Genomic DNA, 14,275 nt, shown 5'->3' on the forward strand with positions numbered 1-14,275 from the left:
AGGGTGGTCTGGTCCGTGACCTTCAGCAACGAGTACAGCGGGTAGCTCCCGCAGCCCGCTCCGTTCTGCATCGCCGTGATCACCCAGCCCGCCGGAACCGGCCAGTTGCCGCAGGCCTGGACGGAGGTCCGGTCGCCCAGCGGCACGAGGGTGTAGGTGCCGTAGGTGCCGCAGGCCGGGGAGACGGTCTGGATCGCCGTGATCACCCAGCCCGGCGGGATCGGGGACTGCCCGCAGTCCTGGAGGACGGTCTGGTCGGTGACCTTCAGCAGCGAGTACAGCGGGTAGCTCCCGCAGGTGCCGGCGCCGCTCTGCATCGCCGTGATCACCCAGCCGGCGGGTATCGGCCCGTTCGAGCAGGCCTGTACCGAGGTCAGGGCCGAGGCGTCGGCGATGGTGAAGAGCCCGTAGCCGCTGCAGCCGGACCACTGCTCGCTGACGATCACCCAGCCGGTGGGCACCGGGGTGTAGCCACAGATCGTCGTCGTCCCGCCGGCCTGCGGCGCGGTCCGCACGGCCTTCACCGTCCCGGCCGTCCGCGCGACCTGCGCACCGGCCGTCTGCGCGGCCGCCTGCGCGACCGGCGCACCGGCCAGGGTCAGACCTCCCAGCAGCAGCGCGGCCACCGCCAGTCGGCGGGACAGAAACCGTCTCAGTCCGGGCATGCGCATCCTTGATCCTCCCGATCGTTCCCGCACGTTGGCGCCTGAGAGCTTGTCAGGCCCACGCCCCCGTGACCAGACCTGCGGGAACGGGGACGGTCTGCCGCGGGACCCAGCGGACCGTGATGTCCGACCCGCTGCCTACTCTGGGTCCAAGTCGACGATCAAGGGGGCAGGACCGTGCGGATCGAACGTCACCAGGTGGACGGGGAGCGGGTGGCGCAGGCCTGCGAGGACTTCGTGAACCGGATCGGCAGGCAGGTCCACTCCTACTCCCGCGCCGGCCTGATGACCACGACGGAGTGGCAGCTGATCGCCGACTCCTTCCTCGACTACCTCGGAGCGCTCTCCACCACCCGGCCCGGCCTGGACTCCGCCGAGGCCAGGGCCGTCCTCGCGGACGCCGCAGAGGCCGCCGCCGGCGCCGTCTCCTTCGCCGCCTACTACCCGCACGACCGCTTCAGCGTCTTCCTCGACTACCCGAACTTCGGGATGGGGTACGACCCGGAGTACGGGCAGGAGCGCGACCCCCGCCACCGGGTCACCGCCCGGGAGTGGCTCGACGCCTTCTGCCTGGCGATCGTCGCCGACAAGGTCTCCGTCCACGGCGAGGCCTTCGGCTGGGCACGGCAGTTGATGCCGGACGAGCCGGTCACCCCCGACCTCGAGCTCGTCGACGGCTTCGTCGCGCACTTCTTCGGGGAGGCCGGCCTCCCCGCCGCGTCCACCGAACCACAGCCAGGTCTGCGCGCGCTGCGCGCCCTGACCGACGGGGACCGCGACGCCTTCGACGCCGCCCTCCTCACGCTCGTCCAGAACGGCCCGCACGGCTCCGGGCCCGCGAGCCTCCTGCCGCTCGTCCCGATCGCCCTCGCCGCCCTCGCGTACCGCACCCACGGCTGGACCCCGGCGGTCGACACCGACTACCTCCCCCACGCCCTGGTCACCGGCTTCGAGACCCCCGGCCCGCGCGTCCGCGCCCTGGGCCGCGACCCGCGCCCCGACGCCGTGGCCCGGCTCGCCGCCGGGCCCGTCGTCCTCGACCGGCCGTTCCCGGCCCGGCCGCTCAGCCCGGACGGCGCGGCGCGGTTCGAGCGACGCACCCTGGAGGCCATCACGCCGAAGGAGGGCGAGCCGCTGGACGCGTGGGAGCTCACGGGTGCCCTGCGCTACCAGAGCCGCCTCCTGTCGGCGCGCGCCTCGGAGTCCGCCGACGCCACCGATGCCCTGCTCGCCAACCTGCGGCTCGGCTCCCAGCTGGGGGCCGCCGTGTTCCGGGTCGCCCTCGCCGAACCGGGCACCGAGGCCGAGGTGACGATCGAAGGGCGGATGCTGCGCTTCCCCGCCCGCCGGGACAGGGACTTCGGGCCGACCTTCTGGGAGACGGCCCTGTCCTTCATCCTGATCACCGGCAGCTCCGAGGACCTCGAACCCCTCGTGCTGGCCGGTCCGGCGATCGCCGCCGAGGACCGCTACCCGTTCGCCTCGTACCGCACCGCCCTGCACGACCACCTGCGCGGAGCCGACCCGCTCCCGGCCACCGAACGGGCCCTGGAGGAGCTGGAACGAACCCGGGGCCACGGCTTCCTCCCGCCTCCGGTCGTCCTCTTCTCACAGCTGGTCCGGGGCGACGAGACCAGCTTCAACCTCGCCCTGCTGGACGCCCTGGAAGCCCACCGCGACCACCACTCCGTCGCCGACCGTGCCACCCACACGGGTGCCGCGCTCAGCCTCGAGGTCCTCGGCCTCGCCTGCCACGCCCGCCGCAGCCGCGGCTGGGCCGTCCACGTCCGGTCGCCCTACCTCCCGCCGCGCCTGCTCCGGGCGGCCGGGCGCGCCGGAGGGGATGTTCGGGAGCCGAAGGCCGCACTCTGACCGCCCGACGGTCCGACAGGTGTCGACCGCACCCGGCCGTCGGCCGCGAGGAACGCCATCGGCCGTGAGGAACGGGAGAGCGGGGTGGTCGGCCGGGCGGTTCCGGCTGGTGGCCCCGGAGCGCCGGTCACGCCCCTGGCAGCCCGGCCGCACGGCCGCACGGCTGTCAGGGGTGAGCGCTATGTTCACGAACGTCGATCAGACCTGGTGGAGGGGGCATCGTGACGGATCCCGAGAGCGGGACGATCAGCTGGGAGGAGATGCGCGCACTCATCGCCGCACGGGTTCCGCAGGGGGTGATCGAACGGCTCTCCCCCGTGCCCGCCGCCGAGCTGGGCCATCTGCGCGCTCCGCTGCGCAGGCTCCGCGCCGAGCTCTCGCGCGAGCTCTCCTCGGGCGACACGACCCGGTACTCCGCCGCCTACGATCAGCTCGCCGCGCTCCAGTTCGCCGGGATCCACTCCTCCGCCACTGCCGCCCAGGCCCTCGACTGGCTGACGGCCCGCCCGCTCCTCGACATCACCTGGCCCCTGCCCGGCGGCGGTTCCACCAACCCGGACCACCACGTCCTGCTGACGGCCCTGCTCTCACCGCACCGGGACCAGGCGTTCCACCGTGAACTCGCGGTCCGGCTCGCCGAGTGGCTGCCCGCGCGGGGCCGCCACGACCGGTGGCTGATCGCCCACGGCCTCGCCGTCTGGTCGGGCGCCGAAGTCCCCGTCACCGACGGCTATGTGATCGGCTGGTTGCGCGAGGGTGACTCGATCCGCTACCCGTACCACCGCGAGATCGGCGAGTGGTTCGCCATGCGGGGCCTGCGCGAGCCGGTGCCGCACCACGACACCCTGCTCTCCTGGCTGCGTGCCCAGCCCAGGCTGGCCGAGTTCGTCCGCCGTCTGTTCGAAGTCCCGGACGTGGGAACCGTGTTCACCGATCCCCACGCCGCCCGCTTCGGGCCGGACAACGAGTGGCCCAAGGTGCTCACCGCCCTGGCGGGCGAGGGCGTGCTCGACCGCGCCGAGCTGATCGACCTCTGCCTCGGAAAGCTCCTGCGCGGCGACCGGCCCGGCAACCTGCGAGGTTTCCTCCGGCTGTACGCCGCGCTGGCGCTCGACCCCGAGGAGGTCCTCGCCCGGGCCGGCGATCACGTCCGGCTGGCCGCCGACGGCGCACCGACCGCCGCCAAGGCCGCCCAGGCGGGGCTGGTGCCCGTGGACGACCGGCTCTCCGCCGAGGTGTTCACCGAGTTGACGGCCGCCGTCCTGGCCCGCCCGGAGAAGACCCTCGCCACCACCCAGCTGAGCCGCGCCGCCGCCGCCCTGCGCCGCGACCCCGCCGCGGCGGACGGCCTGCTGCCCGCCGTCGGCGTGGCCTTCGCCCACCCGGCTCATGCCGTCCAGGAGCGCGCCCTGCATCTCGCCGCCCAACACCTGCCCGGCGTCGCCCCGGCCACCGCCGAGGCCGTGCGCAGCGCCGCCGCCGCCCTCGGCCCGGCCCTCCGGCCCGAGTCCCACCGTCTGCTGGCCGTCCAGGCCCCGGGGGTGGCGAGAGCCGCCGAACCGCACGCCGCCGAACCGTTGGTGGGCCAGGTCGCGCTGCCCGCCGCACCCGCCGGCCCGCTCGACCTCGCCGAGCGGCTGGCGGGCCTGATGGCCGACCGGGTGCCGGACCCGGGCCTGGCTGCCCCGGCTCGCCGAGGTCGCGGGTGAGCCCGCGGCGGTGTACCACCTGGCGCTCGGGTACGGGCTGACGGCCGCCCGTGCGGAGAACCGCACCGTGGTGCTGGACGCCCTGCTGGTCCTGAACGCGCGCGGGCGGTTGCGTCCCGAGGTGCTCGGTGGGTGGATCGCGGCGCTGTGGCGGCTGACGGCGGCCAAGCCGAACCGGTTCCTGCCCGTCCTGGCCGACGCCGCGCGCAGCGGTGCGGGCCGGCCGGTCTGGGAGGTGCTCGCTGCCCTGATCTCCGTGCTCGCCGCCGAGGAACCGGGCGTGCGCGGACTGGCGGACGCCCTCGCGCTGGCCGCCGAATGCGCGGCGGCGGACGGCATCCGGACCGCTCTGCCCGCCCTCGACGCCCTCACGGTCTCGACCGCACCCCGCCGCGTGCGGGCGGAGGCCTCCCGGCTGGCCCGAACACTCGCCTCGTGACGCGCCGCCCGTGGCCCCGGGCGGAAGGTCGGCGGGTGGGCGCCGGGGAGCGTGTGCGGCCCCGTGGTGACGCGGTGCCCTGCTCGGTGTGTCGCCGGCGGTCACGGGGACTGCGGGGAAGGCGCAGCGGTGGGTCCGTCGGCGGACAGCCGCTGGGCCAGGTGGATCGGGACGACGGAGATCAGCACCAGGACGGCGGCCACGACGTTGACGACCGGGGCCTGGTTGGGCCGGGCCAGGTTCGCGGAGATCCAGACAGGCAGGGTCTGGAGGCTTGGTCCGGCGGTGAACGTGGTCACCACGATCTCGTCGAAGGAGAGCGCGAAGGCCAGGAGTCCGCCCGCCAGGAGTGCGGGCCGCAGGGCCGGGAAGGTGACGTGACGGAAGGTCTGGAAGGGGTGCGCACCCAGGTCGGCCGAGGCCTCCTCGGCCGAGGGCGAGGTCCGGCGCAGCCTGGCGACGACGTTGTTGAAGACGACGACGATGCAGAAGGTGGCGTGCCCGATGACGACGGTGAGCATGCCGAACCCGATGCCGGCCGGACCGAGCACCGTACGGAAGGCGGCGTTGAGGGCGATGCCGGTGACGATGCCGGGCAGCGCGATCGGGAGGATCACGAGGAAGGAGACCGCTCGCCGGCCGAAGAACCGGTACCGCTGGACGGCGAGGGCGGTCATGGTTCCCAGGACCAGTGCCACCAGGGTGGCCCCGGCTCCCGCCTGCAGTGAGGCGACGAGTGCGTCTCGGACGCCGTCGGACTGCCAGGCGCGCACCCACCACTCGGTGGTGATTCCGGTCGGGGGCCAGGCGAAGGAGCGGTCTCGGTTGAGCGAGTTGAGGAGGACCAGCAGCAGCGGCAGGTAGATGACGGCGAGGCCGCCGATCATGGCCGCGCGCAGCACGATCCGGGTGCGGCGGGAGAGGTTCACGGCCGTCCGGTTCCCTCACAGCGAGTCCAGGGCGCCCGAGCGGCGCACGGCGAGCAGGTAGCCGACGATGACCGCCACCGGTAAGAAGGACAGGGCGGCGGCCAACGGCAGGTTGAGCGTGACGTTGTCGGCGATCGTCGTGCCCAGCATCTGGGTCCTGCCGCCGACGATCCGCACGGCGATGTAGTCCCCCAGGCTCAGGGAGAAGGTGAGGGCGGATCCGGCGAGCACCGAGGGCTTGACCAGTGGGAGGACCACCGAGCGGAAGGTCCTCCCGGCGGAGGCGCCGAGGTCGGCCGAGGCGTCGAGGAGGCCGGGAGGCAGGTTCTCCAGGCCGGCGAGGATCGGAAGGATCATGTAGGGCAGCCACAGGTAGGCGAGGACGACGACGATCGCCGCCGTGCCGTATCCCGGGCTGGTCAGACCGAAGGGGCTGCCGAGCCAGTCGAGGATGCCGCCCCGGCTGAAGACGACCCGCCAGGCGTACGCCTTGACCAGGTAGCCGGCCCAGAGCGGGGTCAGCACGGCCACCACCAGGAGCCTGCGGGTGCGCGGCCGGACGACCAGGGCCATGGCGAAGGCCATGGGGAACGCCACCGCGGTGTCGATCACCGTGACCGCGGCGGCGATGGCGAGCGTGCGCAGTGCGATGGTGCGGTAGACCGGGTCGGTGAGGACGGTGGTGAAGTTGGTGGTGTCCCAGACCCGGACGACGTTGTAGGTGAAGCCGTCGACCGTCCAGAAGGCCGAGAGGAGCAGGACGGCCATCGAGCCGAGGTAGGCGAGCACCAGCCAGGCCATCGGCGCCGCCAGCAGCAGTGTCAGGCGCAGCCCGGCGTGCCGGTGCAGGACGGAGGCCGTCCGCCGCAGGCCGCTCCGCCGCGGTGGCGGGGCGGTCACGTCGTTCGCCACCGGTCAGCCCTTGATCTCGGTCCAGGCGGCGGTCCAGGCCGCGTAGTCGGTGCAGGACGCCCCGCGGCCGTCCAGGCAGTTCTTGACGGGTGTGGTCCAGGAGTGGACGTTCTTCCAGTACGCGTCGTCGGTGGCGTGGAAGACGGTGCAGAAGGCCTTGTCGGACGTGTGGTCGCAGGCCTTGGCATTGGCGGGGGCCTCACCGAACCATTCGGCGACCTGGGCGTTGGCCTTCGGCGAGACGATCCAGTCCATCCACCGGTAGGCGCAGTTGGGGTGTGCGGCCTTCGCCGACACCATCCACGTGTCGGACCAGCCGGTCGCGCCTTCCTTGGGGAGCACCGCCCGGACGGGTGCCTGGTCGGCCTGTGCCATGTTGGCGATCACCTGCCAGGTGGTTCCGATCACCGTGTCGCCGGTCTTGAAGGAGTTCTCGGCCTTCTGGTAGTCGCTCCAGTACTCGCCGACCGACTTGTGCTGGGCCTTCAACAGGTCGACGGCGGCCTTGAGTTGGGCGTCGTCCAGGGCGTAGGGGTTCTTGATGCCCAGGTCCGGTTCGGTCGCCATGAGGTACAGCGCCGCGTCGGCGATGGAGATCGGGGAGTCGTAGGCGGTGACGTGCCCGGCGTGGGCCGGGGCGTCCTCGAAGACCGCGCGCCACGAGTCCGGTGCCGGTGAGACCTTGTCGGTCCGGTACATCAGCAGGTTGGCGCCGCGGCCGTGCGGGATGCCGTACATCCGGCCGTTCACGGAGTTCCACGGCTGGTTCTTCAGGCCCTCGAAGACGTCCGCGTAGTTGGGCACCAGGCTGGTGTTGACGGGCGCGACGTCGCCGGCCGCGATCAGCCGGAGCGTCGCGTCGCCGGACGCCGAGACGGTGTCGTACTGGCCGGTCTTCATCAGGGAGACCATCTCGTCCGAGGTACCGGCGATCTTCGTGTGGACCTTGCAGCCGGTCTGCTGCTCGAAGGGGTGGACCCAGTCGACGTCGTGGTCGTCCGAACCGTCTTCGGCGTAACCGGCCCAGGCGATCAGGTTCACCTGGCCCTCGCCGGCGCCGAGGGATCGCAGCGCGGGCAGTTCGGGTGGGTTCGGGCCCTGGGCGGAGGTCGTTCCGGTGGTGCCGGCGCATCCTGCGATCAGGAGGAGAGCGGCTGCGACCGCGGTCACCGTGTGGGCGAAGGCGCGTTTCGGGGCGGGGAGGGGCATGCGCGAGGTCCGATCTTCGGGGGGGAGGGTGGGGAAGCGGTTCTCGGCGGGCTACTCGCCGACGCGGACCAGGTGCTTGCGCTGCCAGGCCACTACGACGTCGGTGCCGCTGTGACGCAGGACGTCGGCCGCGCCGTCCTCGGCGTTCTGCCGTACGGCGGTCAGCCGGCCGCCGGCCTCCAGGTCGATCAGGAATCTGGTGTGGCCGCCCGCGTAGACGACCTCGGCCACGCGCCCGCTCGTCGACAGCTCGTCGGGGGCGGCGGGGTCGTCCGGGTGCGTCAGGCGGATCTTCTCCGGTCGGATGCTGAAGGGCCCGGACTCCCCCACGAGCTGTTCGGCCACCGGGCCGTCCAGGAGGTTGGAGCTGCCGACGAAGCCGGCGACGAAGGCCGTGGCGGGACGCTCGTACACCTCGGCCGGCGACCCGACCTGCTCGATCCTTCCCGCGTTGACCACCGCGAGGCGGTCGCTCATCGTCAGGGCCTCCTCCTGGTCGTGGGTGACGAGGAGGAAGGTGATCCCGACCTCGCGCTGGAGTTGTTTGAGTTCCAGTTGCACGTCGTGCCGGAGCTGCAGGTCGAGGGCGCCGAACGGTTCGTCGAGCAGCAGCACCTTCGGGCGGTTGACCAGCGCTCTGGCCAACGCCACCCGCTGGCGCTGCCCGCCGGAGAGCTGGGAGGGCCGGCGCGGCTCGAAGCCTTCGAGCCGGACCCTGGCGAGCGCGGCACGCACCCGCCGGGCCCGCTCGGCCCTGGGCACCCGGCGGACCATCAAGCCGTAGCCCACGTTCTGCGCGACGGTCATGTGCGGGAAGAGCGCGTAGTCCTGGAACACGGTGTTGACGTCCCGGTCGAACGGCGGCAGGCGGGTGACATCGGTCCCACCCAGCAGGATCCGGCCGGAGGTGGGGGCCTCGAAGCCCGCGATCATGCGCAGCACCGTGGTCTTCCCGGACCCCGACGGGCCGAGGACTGCGAAGAACTCGCCCTCGCCGACCTCCAGGTCCACGCCGTCGACCGCACGGACGCCGTCGTCGAAGGTCTTCGTCAGCCTTTCGAGCCGGACCGCCGCAGGGGCGGCGGGCGCCGGTCGCGGCGGTCGGTCGTCGTTCGTCATGTCGTGCGGCCCTCTGCTCGGCGTCGCCTGCCCTGTCCGGAGAGCGGGCCGTGCGGCCCGGCCCTCGGAAACCCGGGAGCGTTCACTCGGTCCGGCCACGAACGCCCGCGGGTCGTACGGCGATCGGGACCGGTCTCCTTCGAGAACTCCGACACGCGCGTAGCGCCGGACTCGTGCAGCCCGCGGAAGCACCGAAGTTCCAGCCGACGATGCGGGTCCAAGACCACTTCTGCCGCCCTCCGCCCACGAACCGGACATCAGCAGAGTGCCGGGTACCAGCCCTCGACATCTCGGGAACCGGGCACGTGTCACCCGTACGTGGCTGGGCGCCGACGACTACCGGGTCCTCCGGAACCGCGCCTCGGCGCGGGGGAGCACTGCCGTGCGCAGGGATCCGGAGACCGACCACGGGGCCGGTGAACACGGGCACGGCGGGCTGTGCGCACCGCGACCGGCCGCGGACACGATCGAGGTCGACCGCGTACTGCCCGGCCTCTCCGGCAGTCCGTCCTTTTGAGTGGGCGGACAGCCGGTTTCCGCCGCCGGTGGTTCAGGGGGCGGGGAGGCGGGTGGTCGGCCGGGTCCGTTCGTGGGCGTGGGCGACGCGCAGGAGGGTTCGGCGAGCGGGCGGGCGAGGAGCTGGAGGCCGATCGGCAGGCCGGCGGGGACGGTGAAGGCGGGGACTCCGGTGATGTTGGCGGGGGCGTTGAGGCGTGCACAGGCGTCGGAGACCGTCTCGACGGGGATCAGTCCGTAGTACGGAGACGCGCCGCTGCCGCCCATGTTGGTGAGGAAGTCCCGATAGGGCCGCGGAAGTTCCACGTCGCGCTCGGCCTCGAAGGCGTCCGCCTGCCCTGCGGTGAGGCGGGGCCGAGACGGAACTCGTGCCCCTCCTCCCCGAAGGAGTGGCTTCGGGTGGGCGCGTAGGGGATGCGTGCCAGGCAGGCCCGGCCGAACATCTGGCGCTTGAGCATCTTGATCGCCGCAGCCGGTGGACCGGGCAGCGGGTGCAACACGTGCCCCCGTGACGGTCGATCCTCCTCTTTGCCACTGGATCTCGCTCGAGCTCGGCTTGTCGCCACGACGGTCACTCGAAAGTGACGGGCGGAAAGTGTGATTTCCCCCTCGTGTCCGCCATCGGCTTCGCTATGCTCCACACCTCATCGTCCGGGAGTGGGCAGGAGGGTCCCTTGGTGGCCCAAGTAACAATCAATGAAGGCGTGTTGTGGGTAGGTGGCGAGGCCTATCCGCTGCGCAACATCTCCCATGTCGGCCAGAGACGACTGACCGTCGACAAGGGTGCCGCGTGGAGGAAGTTCATCCTCCAGAGCATCGGCTGGTTCATTCTGGGCGGCATATTCGCCTCTTTCGCCGGCACCGTGGGAACGATCGTCTTCCTCGCCGTCGAGGCACTTCTGGTCTGGAGACTGGTCTCGGCCCTGCAGAAGCCCCCGGTGTACGGACTGGTCCTCAATACCTCCGGCACCCAGCGTGAGGCCGTCTGGTCCACGCGGCAGGAGGAGATCCAGCAGTTGATCTACGAGATCACCAAGGCGATCGGCAATCCCGACGTCGCACAGACAGTCATCAACGTGGCCCACGCGGTGCAGGGGGACGTCATCCACCAGTACGGCGACGGCAGCATCGGCAAGGCCCAGCACAGCGGCAGCGGGAACATCGGAGGATCATGAGCGGCGACCACATCCAGCAGTACGGCTCGGGCAGCATCGGCAAGGCCGAGCACACCGGTTCCGGTGACATCGTGGCCGGCGGCAAGACCGTCGGCGCGACCGCAGGAGGACCCGCAGTGGAGGCCCTCCTGCGGGAGATCGAGAAACTACGCCCGCACCTGGACGAGAACGACCGGGCCGAGGTGGACACGGCGGCCGGCTCGATCGCCGAGGAGACGTCTGCGGAGCGCCGGCGTGGCCTGGTGCAGCGCATCTCCGGAATCGCGGCGCTGGTCGGCGAGGTGGGCGTGCCGGTGATCGCGGCCGCGAGGGCGCTGCTGGCGGGCTGAGGCGGCTGATCGGCGGCTGTGCGAGTTGAAGCGATGGGCGTGTCCCGGGTACGCCTGGGCCACGCCTTGACCGTGCTCGGGGCAGGCACAGGCGTCATGGGCGCGGTGACCGGGTGAGCACTGCACGCCTCGGCGGGCGCGGCGGCAGCACGGGCCCGGCACCGCGGACGGGCGGCGGGGTGCCCCGAGTGAACCCCGTCGGTGCGGGTCTCCGGCTGCGGGTAGCGCACCGCCAGGATGTGGCGGACCTCGTGCAGCAGGTCGCCTGGGCCGGGTCGCCGTCCTGCCGACCGACTGGGGAGCAGATGAGGCATCAGTGGCAGCGCGTGCAGAACGCGCAGCGGGCAGCCGCGCAGCAGCGCCTCGCGGGCGGCCCGGTCGGCAGCGGTCAGGGGCCGGCTTCGGAGCCGTCGATTCCGACGGCTCCGAACGGGTAGCTCCATGGTGCTGGTCTCCTGACGTTCGGCCCCCTGGTTTTGGGTCAGCCCTGCCAGGTCCAGTCGGTGACCTCGGGCAGGTCGGTGCCGTGCTCGCGGATCCAGTCGTGGTGGCGGGTGCGCCGGTCGGCCATCTCCTGGCGCAGGGCGGCGGCGCGCACGGCCAGGCCGGGGGTACGGTCGATGACGTCCATGACGAGGCGGTAGCGGTCGAGGTCGTTGCGGACGACCATGTCGAACGGCGTGGTGGTGGTGCCGGACTCCTTGTAGCCGCGCACGTGCAGGCACGGGTGGACGGCCCGGCGGTAGGCGAGGCGGTGGATCAGCCACGGGTAGCCGTGGTACGCGAAGATCACCGGCCGGTCGCGGGTGAACAGGGCGTCGAACTCGGAGTCCGGCATCCCGTGCGGGTGCTCCTCCGCGGGCATCAGCCGGGCCAGGTCGACCACGTTGACCACCCGGACACGAAGGTCGGGCAGGTGCCGGCGGAGCAGGTCGGCGGCGGCCAGGACCTCCTGGGTGGGCACGTCACCGGCGCAGGCCAGGACGGCGTCGGGCTCGCGGGTGCTGTCGTCGGTGCCGGCCCATTCCCAGATCCCGGCACCGCGGGCGCAGTGGGCGCGGGCCTGGTCGAGGGTGAGCCAGTCGAAGCTGGGCTGCTTTCCGGCGACCACGACGTTGACGTAGTCGCGGCTGCGCAGCACGTGGTCGGCGGTGGCGAGCAGGGTGTTGGCGTCCGGCGGGAAGTAGACCCGCACGGCTTCGGGGCTCTTGTTGAGGACGTGGTCGACGAAGCCGGGGTCCTGGTGGGAGAAGCCGTTGTGGTCCTGGCGCCAGACGTGCGAGGTGAGCAGGTAGTTGAGCGAGGCGATGGGGGCGCGCCAGGGCAGGGCGCGGGTGGTGCGCAGCCACTTGATGTGCTGGTTGACCATGGAGTCGACGATGTGGACGAAGGCCTCGTAGCAGGAGAACAGGCCGTGTCGGCCGGTGAGGAGGTATCCCTCCAGCCAGCCCTGACAGGTGTGTTCGGAGAGGATCTCCATCACCCGGCCGTCGTGGGCGAGGTGTTCGTCGACGGGCAGGGTGTCGGCCTGCCAGGCCTTGCCCGTGGCGGTGTAGACGGCCTGGAGGCGGTTGGAGGCGGTCTCGTCCGGGCCGACCAGGCGGAAGTCACGGCGCTCGGCGGTGTCCGCCATCACTTGGGCCAGCAGGTCGCCCAGGACCCGGGTGGGCTCGTGCAGCGTCGCACCGGGCTTGTCCACGGGTACGGCGTACCGCTCCAGCGGCGGCATCGGCAGTTCACGCAGCAGCAGGCCTCCGTTGGCGTGCGGGTTCGCGCCGAGTCGGCGGCGGCCCGCGGGAACGCGGTCGAGTACCTGCGCGGTCGGCCGACCATGCTCGTCGAACAGTTCCTCCGGACGGTAGGAGCGCAGCCAGTCCTCCAGTTGGGCGAGGTGTGCGGGGTTGTCGCGGACCTGGTCGAGCGGCACCTGGTGGGCGCGCCAGGTGCCTTCCACCGGCACGCCGTCCACCTCGTTCGGCCCGGTCCAGCCCTTGGGGGTGCGCAGCACGATCACCGGCCAGGCCCGGCGCTCGGTGGCCCCGTCGGCACGCGCGGCACGCTGGATGGCGGCGATCCGGTCGAGGGCGGTGTCCATGGCGTCGGCCATGGCGCGGTGGACGGCCATGGGGTCCTCGCCGGTGACGTACAGCGGGTCGTGGCCGTAGCCGCGCAGCAGCGCGTCCAGCTCGGCCTCCGGCAGCCGGGCGAGCACCGTCGGGTTGGCGATCTTGTATCCGTTGAGGTGCAGGACCGGCAGCACGGCGCCGTCGTGGACCGGGTCGAGGAACTTGTTGCCGTGCCAGGAGGCCGCCAGCGGACCGGTCTCCGCCTCGCCGTCGCCGATCACACAGGCGACCAGCAGCCCGGGGTTGTCAAGGGCAGCACCGTAGGCGTGCGAGAGCGCGTAGCCGAGCTCGCCGCCCTCGTGGATGGATCCCGGCGTCTCCGGTGCGACATGGCTCGGCACTCCGCCGGGGAAGGAGAACTGCCGGAACAGCTTCGCCATGCCGTCGGCGTCGCGGGTGACGTCCGGGTAGGTGTCGGTGTAGCTGCCGTCCAGCCAGGAGCCGGCCAGGACGGCGGGGCCGCCGTGACCGGGCCCCCAGACACAGACCGCGTCGAGGTCCCGGGCCTTGATCACCCGGTTGAGGTGGGTGTGGACCAGGTTCAGGCCCGGCGAGGTGCCCCAGTGGCCGAGCAGCCGGGGTTTGATGTGTTCGGGGCGCAGCGGCTCGCGCAGCAACGGGTTCGCCATCAGGTAGATCTGGCCCGCCGCGAGGTAGTTGGCGGCCCGCCAGTGCGCGTCGAGCGCCCGGACCTCCTCGTCGGACGGTCCGCCGGGAGCCGAACTGGGGGTGACGGACATGGCTGTGCTCTCCTCGGAGTCTGCCGGCTTCACCGACCGCCGCGGGCGGCCGGCATTCATCGTCGCCCCGCGGCCGGATCCTCCGCAGGGCCGAACAGGCCACATTCTGCGAGGGGGAACGGGCCGGTGGTCCCTGTCCGCCCCGGGCCTCACCCGAACGGCCCCGGCCCGCCACCCGCCACCGGGACATAAGGCCCGGAAGGGGACTGCCGGCCCAGCGTGGAGGTCCCGCTTCCGCCGCGGGCCGGCGACTCACTGGACGGAGATCGCCGGAGCAGGCGCGGTCCCGCAGGGAGAAGCGGTCCAGCGGCGTGATCAGGTCCTCGCGGGTGAACGGCGCGTAGGGCTTGGGGAAGTACTCGCGCGAGCCCTCGAAGAAGGGCGTGAACAGCTCGCCCTGCCGGGTGTACGCGGTGACCGGGTCGCTCTCGGCGCGTCTGCCGCGCAGACGCGGCAGGTGGTGGTCATCGCGGGCGACCACACCCCGCTGCTCGGGGACTCCCGCCGGCGCTGGGTGCGCCGGCTCCCGTACATC

11 protein-coding genes and 1 pseudogene are annotated in these 14,275 nt (G+C 72.3%); 5 read left to right on the plus strand and 7 right to left on the minus strand.

The features are described from left to right. Nucleotides 1–665, minus strand: a 665-nt coding sequence (locus tag ACWDBB_RS23865; protein ID WP_449791539.1) for a hypothetical protein, incomplete at its 3' end; no start/stop codon positions are given. 177 nt (nucleotides 666–842) lie between these two features. Between ACWDBB_RS23865 and ACWDBB_RS23870 the strand changes: the two genes are divergently transcribed. From ACWDBB_RS23870 to ACWDBB_RS23880, 3 genes are all read left to right on the plus strand, one after another. Further along, nucleotides 843–2,537, plus strand: a complete 1,695-nt coding sequence (locus ACWDBB_RS23870) for an immunity 49 family protein (protein ID WP_449791540.1) — start codon at nucleotides 843–845, stop codon at nucleotides 2,535–2,537. A gap of 221 nt (nucleotides 2,538–2,758) precedes the next feature. Next, nucleotides 2,759–4,246: a hypothetical protein gene (locus tag ACWDBB_RS23875; RefSeq protein WP_449791541.1), complete on the plus strand. Its 1,488-nt coding sequence runs from the start codon at nucleotides 2,759–2,761 to the stop codon at nucleotides 4,244–4,246. 10 nt (nucleotides 4,247–4,256) lie between these two features. Beyond that, the gene (locus ACWDBB_RS23880) at nucleotides 4,257–4,685 is read left to right on the plus strand and encodes a hypothetical protein (protein WP_449791542.1); all 429 of its coding nucleotides are present in this window, start codon (nucleotides 4,257–4,259) and stop codon (nucleotides 4,683–4,685) included. A gap of 101 nt (nucleotides 4,686–4,786) precedes the next feature. Here the strand turns inward: ACWDBB_RS23880 and ACWDBB_RS23885 are convergent, their stop codons facing one another. The 5 genes and pseudogenes from ACWDBB_RS23885 to ACWDBB_RS23905 all read right to left on the minus strand — a co-directional run. Beyond that, nucleotides 4,787–5,614 carry an ABC transporter permease gene (locus ACWDBB_RS23885; RefSeq protein ID WP_449791543.1) on the minus strand — a complete coding sequence of 276 codons (828 nt, stop codon included), beginning with the start codon at nucleotides 5,612–5,614 and terminating at the stop codon, nucleotides 4,787–4,789. 15 nt (nucleotides 5,615–5,629) lie between these two features. Continuing rightward, the gene (locus tag ACWDBB_RS23890) at nucleotides 5,630–6,526 is read right to left on the minus strand and encodes an ABC transporter permease (RefSeq protein WP_449791544.1); all 897 of its coding nucleotides are present in this window, start codon (nucleotides 6,524–6,526) and stop codon (nucleotides 5,630–5,632) included. A gap of 3 nt (nucleotides 6,527–6,529) precedes the next feature. Further along, nucleotides 6,530–7,735 (minus strand): ABC transporter substrate-binding protein, encoded by a 1,206-nt coding sequence (locus ACWDBB_RS23895; RefSeq protein ID WP_449791545.1) that lies wholly within the window; start codon nucleotides 7,733–7,735, stop codon nucleotides 6,530–6,532. Between the two features lie 51 nt (nucleotides 7,736–7,786). Then, nucleotides 7,787–8,854 carry an ABC transporter ATP-binding protein gene (locus ACWDBB_RS23900; protein ID WP_449791546.1) on the minus strand — a complete coding sequence of 356 codons (1,068 nt, stop codon included), beginning with the start codon at nucleotides 8,852–8,854 and terminating at the stop codon, nucleotides 7,787–7,789. A 550-nt stretch (nucleotides 8,855–9,404) separates the two neighbouring features. Beyond that, a pseudogene (locus ACWDBB_RS23905) lies at nucleotides 9,405–9,595 on the minus strand (Asp-tRNA(Asn)/Glu-tRNA(Gln) amidotransferase GatCAB subunit A); the annotation flags it as partial. A gap of 452 nt (nucleotides 9,596–10,047) precedes the next feature. Between ACWDBB_RS23905 and ACWDBB_RS23910 the strand changes: the two are divergent. Further along, nucleotides 10,048–10,545 (plus strand): DUF6232 family protein, encoded by a 498-nt coding sequence (locus tag ACWDBB_RS23910; protein WP_449791547.1) that lies wholly within the window; start codon nucleotides 10,048–10,050, stop codon nucleotides 10,543–10,545. Beyond that, nucleotides 10,542–10,874: a hypothetical protein gene (locus tag ACWDBB_RS23915; RefSeq protein WP_449791548.1), complete on the plus strand. Its 333-nt coding sequence runs from the start codon at nucleotides 10,542–10,544 to the stop codon at nucleotides 10,872–10,874. The genes ACWDBB_RS23910 and ACWDBB_RS23915 overlap by 4 nt, the downstream gene beginning before the upstream one ends. 481 nt (nucleotides 10,875–11,355) lie before the next feature. On the opposite strand, the gene ACWDBB_RS23920 is transcribed toward ACWDBB_RS23915, so the two are convergent. Continuing rightward, on the minus strand, nucleotides 11,356–13,740 hold the full coding sequence (locus ACWDBB_RS23920) for a phosphoketolase family protein (protein WP_449791549.1): 2,385 nt from the start codon (nucleotides 13,738–13,740) through the stop codon (nucleotides 11,356–11,358). Nucleotides 13,741–14,275: the final 535 nt, after the last annotated feature.

Source organism: Kitasatospora sp. NPDC001095 (genome assembly GCF_053598615.1).